The 17793-nt window shown below is 57.7% G+C and carries 18 protein-coding genes and 1 tRNA gene; 6 read left to right on the top strand and 13 right to left on the bottom strand.

Annotated elements, in window-relative coordinates:
- Positions 1 to 2: 2 nt before the first annotated feature.
- The 9 genes from ACGHU1_RS08060 to ACGHU1_RS08020 form a co-directional block, all read right to left on the bottom strand.
- The gene (locus ACGHU1_RS08060) at positions 3 to 1640 is read right to left on the bottom strand and encodes a sodium/solute symporter (RefSeq protein WP_390585489.1); all 1638 of its coding nucleotides are present in this window, start codon (positions 1638 to 1640) and stop codon (positions 3 to 5) included.
- A 13-nt stretch (positions 1641 to 1653) separates the two neighbouring features.
- The gene (locus ACGHU1_RS08055; protein WP_390585486.1) at positions 1654 to 2394 is read right to left on the bottom strand and encodes an alpha/beta fold hydrolase; all 741 of its coding nucleotides are present in this window, start codon (positions 2392 to 2394) and stop codon (positions 1654 to 1656) included.
- Between the two features lie 216 nt (positions 2395 to 2610).
- Positions 2611 to 3312, bottom strand: coding sequence for a tyrosine-type recombinase/integrase (locus ACGHU1_RS08050; protein WP_390585483.1), 702 nt, complete (start codon positions 3310 to 3312; stop codon positions 2611 to 2613).
- 178 nt (positions 3313 to 3490) lie between these two features.
- A tRNA-Met gene (locus tag ACGHU1_RS08045) sits at positions 3491 to 3567 on the bottom strand.
- A gap of 101 nt (positions 3568 to 3668) precedes the next feature.
- Positions 3669 to 4187: a 2'-5' RNA ligase family protein gene (locus tag ACGHU1_RS08040; protein ID WP_390585481.1), complete on the bottom strand. Its 519-nt coding sequence runs from the start codon at positions 4185 to 4187 to the stop codon at positions 3669 to 3671.
- 16 nt (positions 4188 to 4203) lie between these two features.
- Complete coding sequence (gene mltG, locus ACGHU1_RS08035; protein WP_390585478.1) at positions 4204 to 5172, bottom strand: endolytic transglycosylase MltG; 969 nt, start codon at positions 5170 to 5172, stop codon at positions 4204 to 4206.
- Between the two features lie 4 nt (positions 5173 to 5176).
- The gene (fabF, locus tag ACGHU1_RS08030; protein WP_390585476.1) at positions 5177 to 6436 is read right to left on the bottom strand and encodes a beta-ketoacyl-ACP synthase II; all 1260 of its coding nucleotides are present in this window, start codon (positions 6434 to 6436) and stop codon (positions 5177 to 5179) included.
- A 139-nt stretch (positions 6437 to 6575) separates the two neighbouring features.
- Positions 6576 to 6812: an acyl carrier protein gene (locus ACGHU1_RS08025; protein WP_390585472.1), complete on the bottom strand. Its 237-nt coding sequence runs from the start codon at positions 6810 to 6812 to the stop codon at positions 6576 to 6578.
- 220 nt (positions 6813 to 7032) lie between these two features.
- Positions 7033 to 8109, bottom strand: coding sequence for a tetratricopeptide repeat protein (locus ACGHU1_RS08020; RefSeq protein WP_390585469.1), 1077 nt, complete (start codon positions 8107 to 8109; stop codon positions 7033 to 7035).
- Positions 8110 to 8346: 237 nt separating this feature from the next.
- Between ACGHU1_RS08020 and ACGHU1_RS08015 the strand changes: the two genes are divergently transcribed.
- The 3 genes from ACGHU1_RS08015 (at position 8347) to ACGHU1_RS08005 (ending at position 10587) form a co-directional block, all read left to right on the top strand.
- Positions 8347 to 8790, top strand: coding sequence for a PA2169 family four-helix-bundle protein (locus tag ACGHU1_RS08015; RefSeq protein ID WP_390585466.1), 444 nt, complete (start codon positions 8347 to 8349; stop codon positions 8788 to 8790).
- A gap of 383 nt (positions 8791 to 9173) precedes the next feature.
- Complete coding sequence (locus tag ACGHU1_RS08010) at positions 9174 to 9944, top strand: CsgG/HfaB family protein (protein WP_390585464.1); 771 nt, start codon at positions 9174 to 9176, stop codon at positions 9942 to 9944.
- 211 nt (positions 9945 to 10155) lie between these two features.
- Positions 10156 to 10587, top strand: coding sequence for a PA2169 family four-helix-bundle protein (locus tag ACGHU1_RS08005; protein WP_390585462.1), 432 nt, complete (start codon positions 10156 to 10158; stop codon positions 10585 to 10587).
- 61 nt (positions 10588 to 10648) lie between these two features.
- Here the strand turns inward: ACGHU1_RS08005 and aspS are convergent, their stop codons facing one another.
- The gene (gene aspS / locus ACGHU1_RS08000; RefSeq protein WP_390585459.1) at positions 10649 to 12460 is read right to left on the bottom strand and encodes an aspartate--tRNA ligase; all 1812 of its coding nucleotides are present in this window, start codon (positions 12458 to 12460) and stop codon (positions 10649 to 10651) included.
- Positions 12461 to 12662: 202 nt separating this feature from the next.
- Between aspS and rnd the strand changes: the two genes are divergently transcribed.
- The gene (gene rnd, locus ACGHU1_RS07995; protein ID WP_390585457.1) at positions 12663 to 13865 is read left to right on the top strand and encodes a ribonuclease D; all 1203 of its coding nucleotides are present in this window, start codon (positions 12663 to 12665) and stop codon (positions 13863 to 13865) included.
- A 1-nt stretch (position 13866) separates the two neighbouring features.
- Positions 13867 to 14763, top strand: a complete 897-nt coding sequence (locus tag ACGHU1_RS07990; protein ID WP_390585455.1) for a hydrogen peroxide-inducible genes activator — start codon at positions 13867 to 13869, stop codon at positions 14761 to 14763.
- Here ACGHU1_RS07990 and ACGHU1_RS07985 read toward each other — a convergent pair.
- Together ACGHU1_RS07985 and pgsA are read right to left on the bottom strand one after the other, a co-directional pair.
- The gene (locus ACGHU1_RS07985) at positions 14760 to 15035 is read right to left on the bottom strand and encodes a hypothetical protein (RefSeq protein ID WP_390585452.1); all 276 of its coding nucleotides are present in this window, start codon (positions 15033 to 15035) and stop codon (positions 14760 to 14762) included. The genes ACGHU1_RS07990 and ACGHU1_RS07985 overlap by 4 nt on opposite strands.
- A 248-nt stretch (positions 15036 to 15283) precedes the next feature.
- A complete protein-coding gene (pgsA, locus tag ACGHU1_RS07980; RefSeq protein ID WP_390585451.1) occupies positions 15284 to 15892 on the bottom strand; it encodes a CDP-diacylglycerol--glycerol-3-phosphate 3-phosphatidyltransferase in 609 nt (202 codons plus the stop codon).
- Between the two features lie 138 nt (positions 15893 to 16030).
- On the opposite strand from pgsA, the gene ACGHU1_RS07975 reads away from it, so the two are divergent.
- Entirely contained in the window at positions 16031 to 17452 is a 1422-nt protein-coding gene (locus ACGHU1_RS07975; protein WP_390585449.1) for an MFS transporter, read from the top strand.
- On the opposite strand, the gene ACGHU1_RS07970 is transcribed toward ACGHU1_RS07975, so the two are convergent.
- On the bottom strand, positions 17442 to 17633 hold the full coding sequence (locus ACGHU1_RS07970) for a hypothetical protein (RefSeq protein ID WP_390585447.1): 192 nt from the start codon (positions 17631 to 17633) through the stop codon (positions 17442 to 17444). The two genes, ACGHU1_RS07975 and ACGHU1_RS07970, sit on opposite strands and share 11 nt — an antisense overlap.
- Positions 17634 to 17793 lie beyond the last annotated feature (160 nt).

The raw sequence follows: 17793 nt of genomic DNA, 5'->3' as shown, positions 1-17793 counted from the left end.
GATCAGGCGAGGCTGGCGAACCACGCGAGGAAAAGGATGATGGCGGCAAAGGTAATCAAAAGGCCCCAAACTGGCGTTTCGGCAAGGCCGGGGACGACGTACCAACCGTTTTCAGACTGAGGCGCACCAGAGGCGGCGAATTTTGCTTTTTGACCCGGCACCGAATGCTCATGCCAATCGCTTTGGAAGCCACCCAATAGGACGCTTGCGACCCAGGATACGGTGATATTCACCCCGCCACCAAGCACCACATACCAAGGCCATGCAAGCTCTGGATAGAGGCCTTCAAAGCCTACATATCCAGTAACAAGCGCAAGGCTTACAAAGCCTGCGACAACGCCGATCAACAGCCCTTTTTCATTGGTGTGTTTGGAGAAGAACCCAAGCCCGAACATCGCCAGTTTTGCCCCAACCAAGTATGAGCCAACCTTGGACAGTGTCTCAAGGATCGAGCCACCGCTTTCGATAAAGGCAAAGGCCATAGGAATGACGATCACCGCCCAAACAAGTGTGAACACCCGAGAAGCATTGAGGTAGTGTTTTTCGCTGCCATCTTGTTTCGCAAAAGGCTTGTAGAAGTCCACGACGCTCACGGTGGAAAGCGAGTTGAAAGCCGATGATAGGCTCGACATCGAGGCAGAAAGCACGGCTGCGACCAGAATGCCCATCAAGCCTGGAATAGCGAGCGAGTTGGCAAAGGTGAGGATGATCTCATTGCTCTGATCAAACGGGCGCCCGTCAAAATGGACGAACAAAAGCGCACCGATGAAGAAAAACAAAAAGTAGATGAAGAACGCGCCGTAGCCCATCATCAAATAGCTCTTCTTCGCATCGCCAATGTTCTTGGCCGCCATAGCGCGCTGCACCATCATCTGATTGCCGCCATAAACGGTGATGTGGAACAGCGTCATCGCCAGCACTCCTGACCAAACGGTGGGAGCGATGCTCAGGTCGAGGCTGGTGTTAAGGGGATTGAGCTTCTCATTTTGTGCCAATAGGCTGAGCGCCCCTGAAATTGGCGAGACATCGACAAGGAGGAAGTAAAGAACAACGCCCGCCCCAATGAACAAAATGACGCCTTGCAAAACATCGGTCCAAATTACCGCATTCATTCCGCCCATTAGCGTATAGAGCACCACAATCACGCTCATCGCTACAATCGCGGTCCGTGGCTCAATCCCGGTGACGAATGTAACAACGATAGCGGTTGCGGTCAGGATCGAGGCAGTGGTGATCGACTGCGACATCATGAACAAAAGGCTCATGACAGTGCGCGAGGTCGGGCCGAAGCGCCGCTCCAGATACTCGTAGATCGAAGATAGGCCGCTGTTGAAGAAGAACGGCAGGAAGAACACGATCACAACAAAGATCACGAGCGGATAGTTGATATGGATCGCCAGCGCCGCCATACCATCGCCGTACGCCCATGCAGGCCCTCCAAGGAACGAAAGCGCGCTCACATAGGTTGCCATGACCGATATGCCGATGGCCCACCAAGGCGTTGAGCGATCGCCGAAGTTATAGTCCTCAGCGCTCGAAATCCGTCGGCTCATGCGCCAACCAAGGAACAGGTTTCCGATCAGATATGCAACGACAATGGTCCAATTGAGCATGCCGAAAGAGATACCGAGTTCTTGCAAGGTGTAATGTCCTTCAGGCGGTCTGGGTTTGTGGCAAGGGTGTATCGGAACAGACCTGACTGCCCACCAGAGCAAGCAGAGCCGATGTGACCGCGTCTGGTTGCTCCAATGCAGAAAGGTGGCCGCATTGCGGCACAATCTGAAGCTCGGAACCACTTATACGTTTCGCCATTTCGCAGTGCACCTCTGGGGGGCAAACCTCATCATCTGCGCCTGTTAGAACCAACGTGGGGCAATCGATACGGCCCAATTGGTCCGCATAATTTTCCCGTTGCATCAATGCGCGCGTTTGTCGTTCAAACACTTCTTCGCCAAGCGTACCCGCCATTCTAGCGAGCAAATCGAGGCGCTCTTGGCTGCGGTTATCGGGGTGCATATAGTTTGGCTTCAGCTCATCGCGCAGCACAAGATCAAGCTCACCTTGCCTAACCCGCTCCAGCTGCTTGAGGCGCGTTGGCCCTGCTCTATCCGCACGATATGTCGTGTTGAGCAGTGCCAGATGGCTTATCCTCTCAGGGGCTTGTCGGTGCATTTCAAGCGCGACGATCCCGCCCATTGAAAGGCCCACAAGAGCAAATGACCGTGGCGAGATATCAAGGGTGGCGGTGGCTAGCGCTTTGATCGTGTCGTGAGACGACAGGTCACCGCTCAAACAAGTCTGCCCCGCACGTGACAAAGCTTGCGAAACTGCAGCAAACAGCCGGTCGTCGCACATAAATCCTGGCAGGAATACGAAGTCTGTTTGATCCAACATCTAGTGCTTTTGCGCCTCTCCCGAGGACCAAGTCTAAATCCCATTGACTTCGAATGCAAACTGATCCTTGTTTTCCTTGAGTGCGCGTATTTCGGCCGAGCCCACGACTAGTAATTTTGCCGTGAGACAATGGAAAGGGCCCAACAATGTCTGCTGCGTCAAGACAAGCCTACAAGGCCCCCAAAATGGGAGTCCTTTCTAGATTCCTTGATAGCCTCACCAGCAATGAGATCTCCGAGAACAATGCCCCCTTCCACCTCCATAACAGGACGTTGAACAGCAAAGTCGGAATGGCTGCTTTGGGGCATTGCTAATGTCCACTCCTATGTCCGATTGTGGGGCGCAAAGCTGCCGCGGCTGAGCGGTCGGATCACTGCTGCAGATGCCGCTCGCAATGGCGAACTGATAAATCTGGCCAACACTCTGCTTGGCACGTCGGCTTATGTCGAGCGCACCGCGATCCTCGATTTTCCTAATGACCCTCAAGACATCCGGGGGCGAGATATCCTCCAGCATCATATGGCCGAGAGAAGGAAAGACATCGCGTTCCAAGCGGGCCCAGACCCGCTTTGCATGTGCAGGATCAAGACTGCATTCTCGGTTGCGGTGCCATAGCGTGGCAGCACTCCTCAGTGTCTCGCCATCACGGGAGCCCTTCCCCGGTCTAACGATCATCGGGTCTTCGCCCTTAGCCAGAGCGCCTTTCGCAATCGCACGCAGTTCTCTCGCCGCAGAAATTCCGATGTCCGGATATGCACCGAAAGAAAGCAACTTTTCCTTTCCCATAAATCGATACTTCAAACGCCAGAGTTTCGATCCGTTCGGTTTAACAAAGAGGAAAAGCCCCTCCCCATCCGCGAGCTTGTAGGGCCGATCTTTTGCCCGGGCATTCTTGATCTGGATTTCCTTCAAAGCCATTGGGGGTATCGCTCCATTTGCTAACCCCAGAAAAGTACCCCCAAAATACCCCCACACCAAATCCGGCTGCAAGCGAATGCAAGCGAACACACGCGGACTGAACCCAGCGATAGGATACTGATTCGTTTTACTTTTTTAGACTTTTCCGAAGGACCACGAACCCATGCGGATTCGGGATTGGTAGCGGAGGAGGGACTTGAACCCCCGACACGCGGATTATGATTCCGCTGCTCTAACCACCTGAGCTACTCCGCCCCAATCGGGATTCGCGAGGATCAATGCCTCAAACGAGCGGCGCGTTTAGGGCGCGGCTGCGCTGTGGTCAACCGTTGTTGCGCACTTGTTTGAATGCACCGTCATGGCCTTGCCTTCCCGCGAAAGGGAATTGCCTTAACCGCTTCCCATGGTCCGCCCAGATAGCGGTGCAGCTCCAGCGCGGGAAACCGGAACTCGCGCTCCTCGATCGTCGGAGCCAGGGCCGCTTGCAAGGCGCGCGCTTCCTGCTTCGAAACCTTGTTCTGGATGGTGATGTGCGGGCGCGGTTCGTGCAGGTCCTGCTCTATCAGCGACCCTTGAAAGTGATCCGCTATCATCGCTCTTATCGCCAGCAATTGCGGCGTTTCGAGCCGTATGGCCGTCCCCTTGCCCAGATCCATCAGCCCGGAGATGCAGGCCTGCGGCGGGGCAAACTCCTTGGCGATGAGGGGCAGGAACGTCTTTAGTTCTTCGAGCAGCGATGGCGCGAAAGAATGGAACATGGTCACGTGGGCGTGCAGGTGATTGCGCTCTGGCGGGAAGTGCTCTTTGCGCAGCGCGTTCGCCCAGTCGTGCACGCCGGGTGGCAGTTTGGCTGTGACGATGAAGGGGTTGGACACGCCGCTTTCCTCGCAATTATTCGATTTCGCCGCGTTCCCGGCGGATCGCGCGCCATTTGCGCACGTTCTCGTTATGCTCGGCGAGGGTGCGCGCGAAGGCGTGGCCGCCCGTTCCGTCTGCGACATAATACAGCGCATCCGTTTCTGCCGGGTCCAGCGCCGCTGCGATGCTTTCGCGGCCCGGATTGGTGATCGGGCCGACCGGCAGCCCGGAAATTGCGCGGGTGTTGTACGGGTTGGGATCGCGCAGTTCGGATACGCGAATGCGGCGGCCCAGCGGCTTGCCCTTTGTGATTGGATAGATCGTCGTCGCGTCCGCGCCCAGCATCATGCCGATCCGCACCCTGTTCGACATGACGCCGGCAACCATGCGGCGTTCATCTGCCAGCGCGGTTTCTTTTTCGACGATCGAGGCGAGGATGATTGCATCGCGCGGGTTATCGACCGCGGTATCGGCAGATCGCCCTTCCCATGCCTCCGCCAGAAAATCGTCCATCGCCGCCTGCATCTGGGCGACGATTTCCCCGCGGTCCTGCCCGCGTTCGAACGAATAGGTATCCGGCAAAACGGACCCTTCGGCTGGCACGTCGATTTCGCCAGTGAGCAATTCCTGCTCCATCAGCTTTTCCCACACCAGCACCGACGGCATTCCTTCGGGGATGGTGACGAAGCGGCGGACCACGTCGCCGTTTTGGAACGCGCCGAGGATGTCGCCCTGATCCATGTCTGGCGTCAAGGCAAACTCGCCTGCCTGAATGGGATCATCGGAGCCGAACAGCCGCGCACGCATCAGAAAGCCCTCGCCCGAGGAGACAAGCCCTTCTTCTTCCAGCTTGTAAGCGACTTTTCCCAGCGAAGATCCGCTCGGAATGATGAACGCCGTCTCCTCTTCGATTGTGGCTGAACCGAGGTAGGAATTGGCGATCACCAGCCCTGCCGCCGCCAGCACGAACAAAGCCACGACTAGCAGGGCAAGGCGTTTCACCGGATCAATCGACCTTTTGCATGATCAGCGACGCGTTTGTGCCGCCAAAACCGAAGCTGTTGTTAAGCACTGCGCGCACTTCGCGCTTTTTCGCCTCCAGCGGGACCAGATCGATGCCCTCGGTGCCTTCATCCGCATTGTGCAGGTTGAGCGTTGGCGGAACGATCCCGTCGCGCATGGCGAGAATGCAGAAAACCGCCTCCACCGCGCCTGCACCGCCGAGCAAGTGGCCGATGGCAGATTTGGTCGAGCTCATCGAAGCGCCGCCCAAGTCGGTTCCCAGCACGCGCATCACCGCCGCCAGTTCAATGGTGTCTGCCATCGTGCTGGTGCCGTGGGCGTTGACATAATCAATGTCGCCCGGCCCCAGACCCGCTTTTTTCAAAGCCATCCGCATCGCGAGCTCCGCGCCTTTGCCCTCTGGATGGGGTGCGGTGACGTGGTAGGCATCACCGGATAGGCCGTATCCGGTCACCTCGGCATAGATTTTCGCGCCGCGCGCCTTGGCACGTTCGTATTCTTCTAGGACGACGACGCCTGCGCCCTCACCCATCACGAAGCCTTCGCGGTCTTTGTCATACGGACGGCTGGCCTCTGTCGGGCGGTCGTTGAAGCTGGTGTTGAGCGCGCGTGCCTGTGCAAAACCGGCAATCCCCAGCGGATTGATCGTACTTTCCGCGCCGCCTGCCAGCATGATGTCGGCATCGTCCATCGCGATCATCCGGGCCGCATCGCCAATCGAGTGCGCGCCGGTGGAACATGCTGTTACGACAGCGTGGTTGGGGCCCATGAAGCCGTATTTGATTTGAACCTGTCCGGTGACAAGGTTGATCAGGCGGCCATGAACAAAATGCGGGCTGACACGGGCCGGGCCGCGTTCATGCAGGACGATGCTTTCCTTCTCGATACCCGGCAATCCGCCGATACCCGATCCGATGGAGCAGCCGGTGCGCTCTTTCTCGGCCTGAGTCATGTCGGTAAGGCCCGCATCTTCGAGCGCCTGACCGGCGGCATCGATACCGAAGATGATGAACGGATCGACTTGCCGCTGCACCTTGTGATCGACGCGTTTGTCAGCGTCGAAGCCCCACGGGTGGTCTTTATCCTTCACCTCGCAGGCGATGGTGCATTTCTGGTCAGACGTATCAAAACGGGTGATCTGGCCTGCACCGCTTTCACCAGCGATCAGGTTTTTCCAGCTCGTTTCGACATCTCCGCCAAGCGGGGTGACAAGGCCAAGTCCGGTTACAACGACACGGCGCATTCAACTCTCCAAATGCCTCTGAGGGCGTATCTTCAGCCAGCCTGACGCCGACCCTAAAACACTACAGGCCCGCGACCCTTTTTTAAAAGGGCTCGGGCCTGTCGGTCAGACACCCGCAGCGCGGGTGAACTGGGGGCGATTAGCCCTTGTGTTCTTCGATGAACTTGGTTGCATCGCCGACAGTGCTGATCTTTTCAGCAGCGTCGTCGGGGATTTCAACGCCGAACTCTTCTTCGAACGCCATCACCAGCTCAACAATGTCGAGGCTGTCTGCGCCCAGATCATCGATGAAGCTTGCTTCCTGAGTAACTTTGTCGCTTTCCACACCAAGGTGCTCGACAACAATCTTCTGCACGCGGTCGGCAGTATCGCTCATGTGTATCCCTCTTGAATTGGGGTTAGAAAACCAAAGGTGCCCTAGAGGGCGGTTCGATTGAGCGCAAGTGCAGATGATCTTGCCCCCGCCCCGCGCCCCTGCATTGATGTAGCTGGACAACGCGGCGCAGTATTTATGCGCTGCGGCCAAGATCGCAAGAGATCGCAGACGTTTTGCACCGCAATCGGCGGGTACGGCGGCGATCCGCGCGTATAAAGGCTCACTGCTTGAGCGTTTCGCCTGCACCCCCGAAACTGTCAGCACGCAATGCACTGCGGCCGCGCAATTGCGCCATTCCGGCACGGCGCGCCGCGATCCGTTCAAGGCCTGCGAGCGGGTAACTTTTGCCAGGCTCCAGCGCGAGAACGCGGTCATAATACGCCTCGGCTTGGTCAAGCTCGTGTTCGCTTTCATCGCACAGACCAATGTTGAACAGCACTGACATGTGATCAGGGTCCGCCTGTTCCAATGCGCGAAAGCCGAGGCAGGCACCATATGGATCGTTCTTCGTCAGTTTTAGCGCCGCCTTGAACGCGCGGCGATCGTTCTTTGACAGACCTTTGCGCTGCTCGAGCAGACGCAGATCCGTTTCAACGTAGCGCGGCATGAGATCGCGGCTGACGCGGCTAATGAACTGCGATGCGAGGCCGCCCAGCATGGTATCGGGATCAGGAGTTGCGCTTTCGCCCTGACAATAGGTCTGCGAATTCGACAGCGTATCGCTGCGCTCATAAAGACGCTGGCCATCGGGTGCGACGATCATGACGCTGCCATCGTAATGCACCGTCAATATGCGGCACGGCACGGTGAATTTCCTTTTCGCGACGCATTTGCCATCATCGTCGCGGCGGATGCACTCGCTCTTTTTCTTGGCGCTGGTCGCGGTATCATCGATGCGCCCGAATGCCGCCCCGCGCAAAAGCGCGTCAGGTGCATCGAAAGGCTCTTCAGGGATTTCGATAGCTTCCTGCACGGCTTCGTCCGATGTGTTCGATTCGACGATGAACACCCGGTCGCGTTGGACAAGACTGGCAGGGACCACCTGATATAACACACCAAAATCGGGCACCGGACGGGTTAAAACATCAGTCACGCTGGCTTGAAGACCATACCCCCAGTCGCCAGCGAATTCTTCTGCGGCCAGTATCTCGACGTCGGCTGGAATATCGGCCTCTGCACCGTACAGCCCCTCCACTCGGAAGGTTTCTGCGGCCACCGGCGATACGCCCATCACCGCAGTCCCCACGACAGCGAGAGCGGCGGCATTTGCACGCCAATAAACAGACTGTTTCGGCATAAAATTCGCCCCTCGTTCCCTTAATCATCGTCTTGAGGACGCGGAGCTTTAGGTTTTCTGAATGCGCCGCAATTCTGCGATGAATCAACCATTTGCGGGACATTTCTGCAATTCATCGCAGCTGGAGTCCGGTCTGGCGAGCTAGCGGAACGATTTGCGCCCTAAGACCGTTAAGTCATTGAAAGCGCGGCGCAAAAAGCGAAGCCCACACGGAATGAAAACCTCTCAAGGAGACCCATGACAAATACTACCGAAAAATTGAAGAAACTAACCCAAACAACCTTTGACTCAGTCGAAGGCTATCGCAAGGCCGCAGAAAAGGCCGAGAGCCCGGCATTGAAACAAGCATTGGAGCGCCGGACAGGCCAGCGTCAGAATACGCTGAACAAGCTGAACGAGGCACTGATGGCAGGCGGCGAAAACGCCGTAACCTCGTCAAGCACGATGGGCCAGATGCACCAGACATTCCTGAACGTCACGGAATCGTTTTCCAACGGTGACGAAGCCGCAGCAGAGCGTGTCGAGGAAGGCGAAGAATACCTCGCCGACCAGTTCCGCGATGTGCTGGAAGATGATGAGAACGGGCTGGACGGTTCCACCCGCATGATCGTCCAGAATGCGTACAGCGAAATTCGCGAAGGTGAACGCTTTGGCGAAATGCTGGAAACGCAATACTCGTAAGACGCGATAGGGCGCATGGATGAGCGTCCTTAGGGTGTTGAGCGCCGCGGACTTGTGCCGCGCCGCGCTCCGCCCGAACCTTACAGCAAAATGGTCGAAGCGCGCTTTTTAGATTGGGCTCGATGACGCTATCGAGACGCGCATGACGGCCATACAATATCATCCGCAACACACTAATGCGCCTGACCCTTTGGTCGGGCGCATTTTTGTGCTGGCACTGCGCGATCCGGACACCCACGCCCGCGATGCCTGCTTACTTTGATAATGCCCCGCGATGGAATTTCTCATCATCTGTGCTAGGACAGGGTCGGGAACGCATGCTTGCCGGGTATTCAAAATTGTTGAGACCCGCGTCATTCTCTTTTTGAGCAGGAGCAAGATGCATGTTGAAAAGTTCGCTATTTGCAGCAGTCGCCGGAACCATTTTCGCACTGGGCGCAGTTCCAGCCGCCGCACAGGACCGTTCGTCGGGGCGTCAGGATCAGGAGCGGGGAACCGCTGAAATTCCTCAGTGCTCGCGCAACCTCGGCACCATCGCAATCGTCGAACCGGACAATCAGTGGTGGCGGGAACTTAGCCTCGGCAGCCCTGAGGCGATCATGCGAATATTCGTCCAGAGATCGGGTTGCTTTACGCTGGTCAATCGCGGCCGTTCCATGCGCAGCCGCGCAATGGAGCGCGCGCTGGCCGACCAGGGCGAGTTACAGGAAGGCTCAAACCTTGGCGCCGGACAGGTCAAGGCGGCGGATTATTTCCTTCAGCCCGATATCGTAACCACCAACAACAATAGCGGCGGCGGCGGAGTGGGCGCTGCGCTCGGCGGTTTGCTGGGTCGGCGACTCCTCGGCGGGATCGCCGGCGGGATTAATGTCAAAAAGAAAGAAGCCAACGTCACGCTTTCGGTGGTCAACGCACGCACCACGGTCGAAGAGGCTTTGGTCGAAGGCTACGCACGCAAAAGCGACCTGAGTTTCCGCGGCGGCGCGGGCGGCGGTTGGTGGACCGGTTTCGGCGCTGTCGGTGCCAGCGGTTACCAGAACACAGAGATCGGCCAGGTTATCGTGCTCGCCTATCTCGATGCGTATACAAAGCTGGTCTACGACCTTGGCGGCCTGCCCGAAGACGCAGCTGCAGCCGCACCTGAAGCGCGGTAGCGAACCGGGCGCACGTCCAGGGCGCTAGGACCGAATTCTAATCACGCAACGCGCAAAGCGATTTCGTGCTTCTCACGGAGCCTGCAGCGGCGATTCTGCGGCAGTCCGCACCGTGCGTCCGCTAGTTCGCGATCACGCCGACATTTCATTGGGAGCCAAACACGCTTCGGGGGATTGGTAGGGTATAAATCTAAAAAGAGGAGTTATTACAATGGCTACCACCACATTTAAGTCCCTCACCGACACGACTTTCGACTCGGTCGAAGGGTATCGCAAAGCCGCAGAGAAGGCAGACAGCCCGCAATTGAAGCAAGCGCTGCACCAGCGCTGTCAGAAACGCGAGCAGACGCTCAGCCAAATGAACGCTGAACTTCAGCGTCAGGGCGACGAACTCGTCACGAAAGGCACGATGACCGGCGAAGCTCATCAACTTTGGGCGAGCATCACCGACATGTTCGAAAGCGGCAACGAAGCTGCGGCAGAGCGTGTTGAGGAAGGCGAAGATTACATCAAAGAGAAGTTTGAAAGCGCCCTGAACGACGACGATCTCGATCCGCAGGAACGCGCAATCGTACAGCAGTGTTATGCCGAAATTTGCGAAGGCGAAAAGTTTGGAGACATGATCGCGCGCCAGCACGATTGATCTCGAACTACATAATGCGAACAGAAAGGGCGCGGATTAGTTTCCGCGCCCTTTTTCGTGTTCAGGTGTCTAAGGTGCTCTTGGGCGCCGGCTCGGCCTTCTTGGGCGGCTCCACCGTACGCAGGAAGAGTTCGCGCAATTGCGCCGGTTCTGCCTTCGAAGGCGCGCTCATCATCAGATCCTCGCCCTTCTGGTTCATCGGGAAGGCGATGACTTCGCGGATAGCCTCTTCCCCGGCGAGCAGCATGACGATGCGGTCGATACCCGGTGCAGACCCGCCATGCGGCGGCGCGCCCAGTTTGAATGCCTCAATCATGCCCGAAAACTCGCGGTCGACTGTGGCCTTGTCATAGCCTGCGATTTCAAACGCTTTGTACATGATGTCCGGGCGGTGGTTTCGGATTGCACCCGATGACAGCTCATAGCCGTTGCAGACGATGTCATACTGCCACGCCTTGATTTCCAGCGGGTCCATGTTTTCCAGCGCATCCATCTCGCCCTGCGGCATGGAGAACGGGTTGTGCGAGAAATCGACTTTCTTGTTGTCTTCGTCCCACTCGTACATCGGGAAATCGACAATCCAGCAGAACTTGAAGCAATCCGGCTCGATCAGATCAAGCTGCTCGCCAACCTGCGTGCGCGCTGCGCCTGCGAGTTTGGCGGCATCCTTTTTCTTGCCAGCGGCGAAGAACAGGCCGTCATCAGGGCCAAGGCCAAGCTCGTCATAAAGCTGCGCCATCAGGTCGGGGCCATGGTTTTTCGCAATCGGACCGCCGAATTCGCCGCCCTTACGGGTGACATAGCCTAGTCCTGCAAACCCTTCGCTGCGCGCCCAGTTGTTCATATCATCGAAGAACTTGCGGCTTTTCTCATTCGTTTTTGGCGCAGGCACCACGCGGACAACGCCGCCGCCGCCCACGATTTTTTCAAACAGGCCAAAGCCGCTCTTTTCAAAATGGCTGGTCACATCGCTGATGATCAGCGGGTTGCGCAGGTCGGGTTTGTCGGTGCCGTATTTCAGCATCGCCTCGGCATAGGGGATACGCGGGAATTCGCCTGACGCAGTCACCGTCTTGCCATCGGCAAACTCTGCGAACACTCCGGCAAGCACTGGCTCTAGCGCCTGAAACACGTCTTCCTGCGTTACAAAGCTCATCTCGAAATCGAGCTGGTAAAACTCGAGACTGCGGTCGGCGCGCAGGTCTTCGTCGCGGAAACACGGCGCAATCTGAAAATACCGGTCGAAACCGGAGACCATCAGCATCTGTTTGAACATCTGCGGGGCCTGCGGCAGCGCGTAGAAATTGCCCGGATGCATCCGCGACGGCACGAGGAAATCGCGCGCACCCTCGGGTGACGATGCAGTCAGGATCGGTGTCTGAAACTCGGTAAAGCCCTGCCCGATCATCCGCTGACGCAGCGAGGTGATGACCTGGCTGCGCAGCATGATGTTGCGGTGCATGGTTTCGCGCCGCAGATCGAGGAAACGGTATTTAAGACGGATTTCCTCGGGATATTCCTGTTCGCCTGCAACCGGCATCGGCAATTCTTCCGCCGCGCTTTGCACGGTGATTTCCCGCGCGAACACTTCAATCTCTCCCGTCGGCAAATCGGTGTTCACCGTCTCCGGCGTGCGCGCCTTCACATCACCGTCGATAGTCACAACCGATTCGTTGCGCAGCTTTTCCAGCACGGGCAGCGCGGGCGAATCTTCGTCCGCGACAATCTGGGTGATGCCGTAATGATCGCGCAAATCGACGAACAGAACCCCGCCATGGTCGCGTTTACGGTGCACCCAGCCGGACAAACGGACGGTTTCTCCGACATTTTCAGCGGAAAGCTGTGCGCAAGTGTGCGAACGGTAAGCGTGCATCTAAACTCTTGTCCTGTTTGGGCGTATGGCGCTAAGCGCGCGTCGCAATGAATTTGGCGTTTCGCAGCCTATGATTTTCGCTGCGGGATAAGGGCGGGCTAACAGGGCAAGCATGGCGGTTTGTCAAGTGACGCGAGCCAGTCTGACTGGCCCCTGGGACATTACCCGAGAGCGGTACTCCGCTCAAACAGACAAGAGTGTTATGAAAATACATGATCTGATTACCACCACCGAAGCCCTGACCGACCTGTGCGAGCGGCTTGCCAAATCCGAATTTGTCGCCGTGGATACAGAATTCATGCGCGAGAACACATATTGGCCGGAACTCTGCCTCGTGCAGATCGCCAATACGGAAGAGGCCGCCGCGATCGACCCGCTGGCCGACGGAATTGACCTCACACCGCTGCTCAACCTGATGTGCGAAAACGATGACGTGCTGAAAGTCTTCCACGCAGGCGGGCAGGACGTTGAAATTATCGTCAATCTGACGGGCAAGACCCCCTTCCCCATTTTTGACACGCAGATCGCCATGATGGCGGTCAGCCAGTCCGAACAGATCGGTTATGCCAACCTGGTCGATACATGGCTGAACATCGTCGTGGACAAGGGCGCGCGCTTTACCGACTGGAGCCGCCGCCCGCTGACCGACCGGCAGATCGAATACGCGATTGGCGACGTGACGCACCTTTCCGTGATTTTTCCAAAGCTGCTTAACAAGCTGATCAAGACCGGGCGCGGCAACTGGCTGAATGCCGAGATGGAAAAACTGGCCGATGCCGACAATTACATCATCGACCCAGGCAAGTCATGGAAACGCATCCGCTCCCCCGGACGCAATGCGCAGGTGCTGGGCCGGTTAAAGGCGCTGGCCGCATGGCGCGAGGGAGAGGCGCAGCACAAGAACATTCCGCGCGGACGGATCATGCGCGATGAAACACTGGCCGATGTTGCCAGCCACCCTCCGAAAAAACAGGCCGATCTGGCCAAGGTGCGCGGGCTGTCATCGGCGTGGCGCGACAATGACATTGGCAAACGGCTGATGAAGGTTATCGCCGATGCCGAACCTCTTCCGAAAGATGAAATGCCCCAGAAAATGAAACGCGGCGCCCCGCTGGGTAAAGAGGGCGCGCTGGTCGCCGATCTCCTCAAACTGCTGCTGAAAATCCGCGCCCGCGAAATCGACGTGGCGCCCCGCCTGCTGACCCGCGCGGACGAGATGGAGGCGCTCGCCGCAGGGATGCGCGATCTTAAAGTGCTCGAAGGCTGGCGGTATGACGTGTTCGGCAAGGATGCACTGGAACTGGTCGAGGGGCGGCTGGCCTTCGCAGTCGAGGGCGGCAAGCTGAAAATGACGCATATCGATGACATGCAGGCCAGCATGGAGGACGCCCAGGCGGCGGAGTGATTTGAGCACCTACCTGCCCACTATCAAACAGCTGCAATACCTCGTCGCGCTGCATGAACACGGCCATTTCGGCCGCGCTGCAGAGGCGAGCTTCGTGTCGCAATCGACCCTTTCCGCAGGCATCCGCGAGCTGGAATCGCTGCTGGGTGTGACGCTGGTCGAACGCAGCCGCCGCGTGGTGCGCTTTACATCGCTGGGCGAACAGGTGGTGATGAAAGCGAACCGCCTGCTGCGTGAGGCAGAGGAATTGTCCGATCTGGTGCAGGCCGCTGGAAAGCCGCTATCGGGTCAGATGCGCATGAGCGTCATCCCGACGATTGCGCCTTTCCTGATCCCGCGCATCCTGCCGCGGCTCAAAAAAGAACGACCGGACCTGCAATTGATGCTGCGCGAGGAAACCAGCCATGATGCGGTCGAATCGCTTCAGCATGGCCGCGTCGACTGCGTGTTGCTGGCGCTGCCATTCGACACCGGCGATGCAGAGATTGAACATATCTCCGACGACCGGTTATTTGTTGCATTCCCGAAAGACGATCCGCGCGATCCGCCTGCGCAAATCCCTCCTGAAATGATCGATCAGGGGCGACTGTTACTGCTGGAGGATGGACACTGCCTGCGCGAACACGCGCTTGCCGCGTGCAACCGGAGCGAGCTTCGCGCGAGTGCCTCGATGATCGGCACCAGCCTGCACACCCTGGTGCAGATGGTGGACCATGATCTTGGGCTGACGATGCTTCCAGAAATGGCGATAAACGCCGGTATCCTGAACGGGACACAGGTGGTTGCGCGCCCGGTTGAAGGGCAAATGGCAAAGCGCGAAATTGCGCTTGTATGGCGGAAGAATTCTCCGCGCGAACAGGATTTCAGATTGCTCGCCGAAGAGCTGCGCGCCGGTTAGGCAGGCTGTGGCTGCGCCGGTCCGGCTTTTGCAGCCCTGTCCTTGACCAGCCGGTCGATCTTTTTGGCCGCAAACAAAGGCACAATCACCGAAATCGCAATGCCCGCCAATGAGCAAAAACCGACCCAGATCGCCATCAATTCCCCGCCGGAATGCACCATGGCAAACAGCACCGGCACAGCGAGGATGATGCCGCGCACCTCATTCAGGACGAGGGCCACTGCGCCAAATTTCAAAATGGCGCTGATGAGAGAGGATAGGGTCAAGCTCATTCCCCCGTCCTAATCGGCAAGGGATGAGAATGCGTTGACAGGTTCCCCGTCGTGTTCCGCAAGGTGTGAAGTCTGCGATTGTAAAAGAAGGAGGGGCGATAGGTTGTCACAACCAATCAGCGCAGATCCGCGCAAAAAGTTTCAGCCCAGTCAGCGCCAACTGCCCAATCCGGGACGGGCTGAATTATCGCCGCGATGAAGAGAGCAAAGCGCGCGTCATCCGGCGCCGCGCCCCAATGCCCGCAGGGTCAATCCATGTGTTTGAGGCCAACCCGCAGATAATCCCAGCCCGTGATGCATGTCAGCGCGGCGGCAGCCCACAAACTGGCGAGGCCGATGATGTGGATATAGCTTTCCGCGACTGTGGTGCACGGCACGCCCAGCGACTGGCACGGCTGGCCATGAACCGCCCCGCCAAGGATCAGCGCACCCAGCGCGATCAGCTGAAACGTCGTTTTCCATTTCGCGAGCGCGGAAACCGGAACCGAAACCTGCAACCCGCCGAGAAATTCCCTGAGGCCGGAAACGGCAATTTCACGCATCAGGATGATCAGCCCCGCAACGACGTGGAAATCACCCACATACGGCCCGCGCAAATATCCCTGTGCGGTAAGGATCAGGATCACAGTCGCGACCATGATCTTATCCGCAATCGGATCTAGGAAGATGCCCAGCTTTGACACGGTGCCCTGCGCACGAGCGAGATAGCCGTCGAAAAAGTCGGTTATCCCGATCAGGCAGTAAAGGGCAAAGCCGATGGCAAATCCCAGCCGCCATTCCGGCCACCACAGGAAAAACGCCAATAACGGCAGGGCGAAGATACGCGAAAGCGTAAGGATGTTGGGCAATGTCAACATAGGTTCCTTTGCCTTAACGCCCAATGTCGCTGCGTAAAAGACTGGCCGTGCCGCTTGTGAACGCTCTTGTTATCGCACTTGTGCGCGCGCGCCGGTCCGCTATGGCTGAAATCCGAGGAGCAACACCAAACACTCGATATGACAACATCGATGCGCCTCATGCGCCAAAAGCGGTTTTTGCCGCTGATGGCGACGCAGTTTTTCAACGCGTTCAACGATAATCTTTACAAGACCGCACTGGTCCTGTTCGTTGTCTATTCGGTCTACAATTCCGAAAAACACGAAGCGTTTTTCAGCGGACTGGCATCGTTCGTTTTCATCCTGCCGTTCGTGCTGCTGTCCGCGCTTGCCGGACAACTGGCGGACACGCGCGACAAGGCGCGCATCATCCGCATTGTGAAACTGTGCGAGATCGGCTGGGCAACATTGGGCGCAGCCGGGCTGTTCATGGCGTGGCAGGGGATTGCGGTGCACACGGTCGCCATACCGTTATTGCTGTTTGTGGTGTTTCTGGCGGCGGCCCAATCCACTTTTCTGGGGCCGATTAAATACGCGATCCTTCCTCAGCACCTGAAAAAAGATGAGGTGCTACCGGGCACAGGCCTGGTTGAGGCGGGGACGTATATCGCGATCCTGACCGGCACGATCCTGGCCGGTTTCATCAATGTCGAACTGGCGATGATCCTGATTATCGTGACTGCGATTGCGGGCTATTTCGTAAGCCGGTGGGTGCCCGAGGCACCGCCGCAAAGCGATTACGAAATGCATTATCCGCTGCTGGAGCCGTATTCTAAAAAGGTCCGCAATCCGCTGCTCCGCCGGTTGGGTTATGTGCCTGTCGCGATTGCGGATCAGGCGGTGATGAGCTGGCGTCTGGTGCGCGACACGATGCACAACCGCGAGATATTTCTCGCCATTGTCGCCATCAGCTTTTTCTGGACCATCGGGGCAGTGCTGTTCATCCAGTTCCCGCCGCTTGCCAAGAACCAGCTGCTTGCGAGCAAAGAGGTGGCCAGCCTGTTTCTCGTCATCTTCTCAATCGGGATCGCAGTCGGGTCCATCGGCGTAAACGCTCTGCTCAAAGGCAAGGTTTCCGCGCGGTATTCGCCCGTTTCCGTCATCGTGATGGGCGCGTTCGTCATCGGCTTTTACGTGATTTCGCGCAGCTGGTATCCCAATGCCGCAGGCGAATTGCTGGCGGTGGACGCATTCCTGCTGGAACCGCTGGCGATCCCGCTGCTGCTGATGCTGCTGGGCATTTCGACAGCGGGCGGGTTTTTCGTCGTGCCGCTTTACGCCTTTCTCACGACGCGCTGCGCACCGGATGCGGCATCGCGCACCATCGCGGCGAACAACATCGTCAACTCGCTGTCCATGCTGCTCGGGTCGCTGATAGCCATCGGGATGACCACAATCGGCATCCCCGTGGCCGAACAATTGCTGCTTGCAGCGGCAATGTCGCTGGTATCGGCGTGGCTCGGGCGGCTGCTATACAGGGCCGAAAAGGCAGCGGAATTCGCCGCTTCACAACGCGCCCTGCAGTTTAGAATTAGAAGATAAAGACGAGCACCGCGGCTGTCACTGAAAGGTATGTGGTCGCAAAGCCGCGCACATCATCCACAGTCAAACGCCACAGCGCTTCTGCCGGAATGTCGAGAATGTCGCTGCGCACATGCGGCGGCAGGGTTGCGCGGAAAGGGTGCTGCGATGTCTCGTCTGTAAGGACCAGGCTTCTACGCATATTCGACCTCTTCGTTTGCCGCGTCGCTGCATGGCGGCGCGGTCGTGTACCGTGGGAGGCGAGTTAACACTTTCTTAACTTTTGAAAAGCGCCCGCAAACAGCCTGTTGCAGTCTGGGACAACCGCCCTTTGCGCGGGAACCTGCGCCTGTGACAGGGCA

Origin of the sequence: Erythrobacter sp. MTPC3 (assembly GCF_042854385.1) — a bacterium.
Classification (GTDB): Bacteria; Pseudomonadota; Alphaproteobacteria; order Sphingomonadales; family Sphingomonadaceae; genus Erythrobacter.
This window is presented reverse-complemented; position numbering and strand designations above follow the sequence as displayed.

What these genes read in the sequence shown, in the direction of transcription:
- ACGHU1_RS08055 (WP_390585486.1), bottom strand. Translation starts at nt 2,394, where the DNA reads ATGTTGGATCAAACAGACTTCGTATTCCTGCCAGGATTTATGTGCGAC.
- ACGHU1_RS08050 (WP_390585483.1), bottom strand. Translation starts at nt 3,312, where the DNA reads ATGGCTTTGAAGGAAATCCAGATCAAGAATGCCCGGGCAAAAGATCGG.
- fabF (WP_390585476.1), bottom strand. Translation starts at nt 6,436, where the DNA reads ATGCGCCGTGTCGTTGTAACCGGACTTGGCCTTGTCACCCCGCTTGGC.
- ACGHU1_RS08025 (WP_390585472.1), bottom strand. Translation starts at nt 6,812, where the DNA reads ATGAGCGATACTGCCGACCGCGTGCAGAAGATTGTTGTCGAGCACCTT.
- ACGHU1_RS08020 (WP_390585469.1), bottom strand. Translation starts at nt 8,109, where the DNA reads ATGCCGAAACAGTCTGTTTATTGGCGTGCAAATGCCGCCGCTCTCGCT.
- ACGHU1_RS08015 (WP_390585466.1), top strand. Translation starts at nt 8,347, where the DNA reads ATGACAAATACTACCGAAAAATTGAAGAAACTAACCCAAACAACCTTT.
- ACGHU1_RS08010 (WP_390585464.1), top strand. Translation starts at nt 9,174, where the DNA reads ATGTTGAAAAGTTCGCTATTTGCAGCAGTCGCCGGAACCATTTTCGCA.
- ACGHU1_RS08005 (WP_390585462.1), top strand. Translation starts at nt 10,156, where the DNA reads ATGGCTACCACCACATTTAAGTCCCTCACCGACACGACTTTCGACTCG.
- aspS (WP_390585459.1), bottom strand. Translation starts at nt 12,460, where the DNA reads ATGCACGCTTACCGTTCGCACACTTGCGCACAGCTTTCCGCTGAAAAT.
- rnd (WP_390585457.1), top strand. Translation starts at nt 12,663, where the DNA reads ATGAAAATACATGATCTGATTACCACCACCGAAGCCCTGACCGACCTG.
- ACGHU1_RS07985 (WP_390585452.1), bottom strand. Translation starts at nt 15,035, where the DNA reads ATGAGCTTGACCCTATCCTCTCTCATCAGCGCCATTTTGAAATTTGGC.
- pgsA (WP_390585451.1), bottom strand. Translation starts at nt 15,892, where the DNA reads ATGTTGACATTGCCCAACATCCTTACGCTTTCGCGTATCTTCGCCCTG.
- ACGHU1_RS07975 (WP_390585449.1), top strand. Translation starts at nt 16,031, where the DNA reads ATGACAACATCGATGCGCCTCATGCGCCAAAAGCGGTTTTTGCCGCTG.
- ACGHU1_RS07970 (WP_390585447.1), bottom strand. Translation starts at nt 17,633, where the DNA reads ATGCGTAGAAGCCTGGTCCTTACAGACGAGACATCGCAGCACCCTTTC.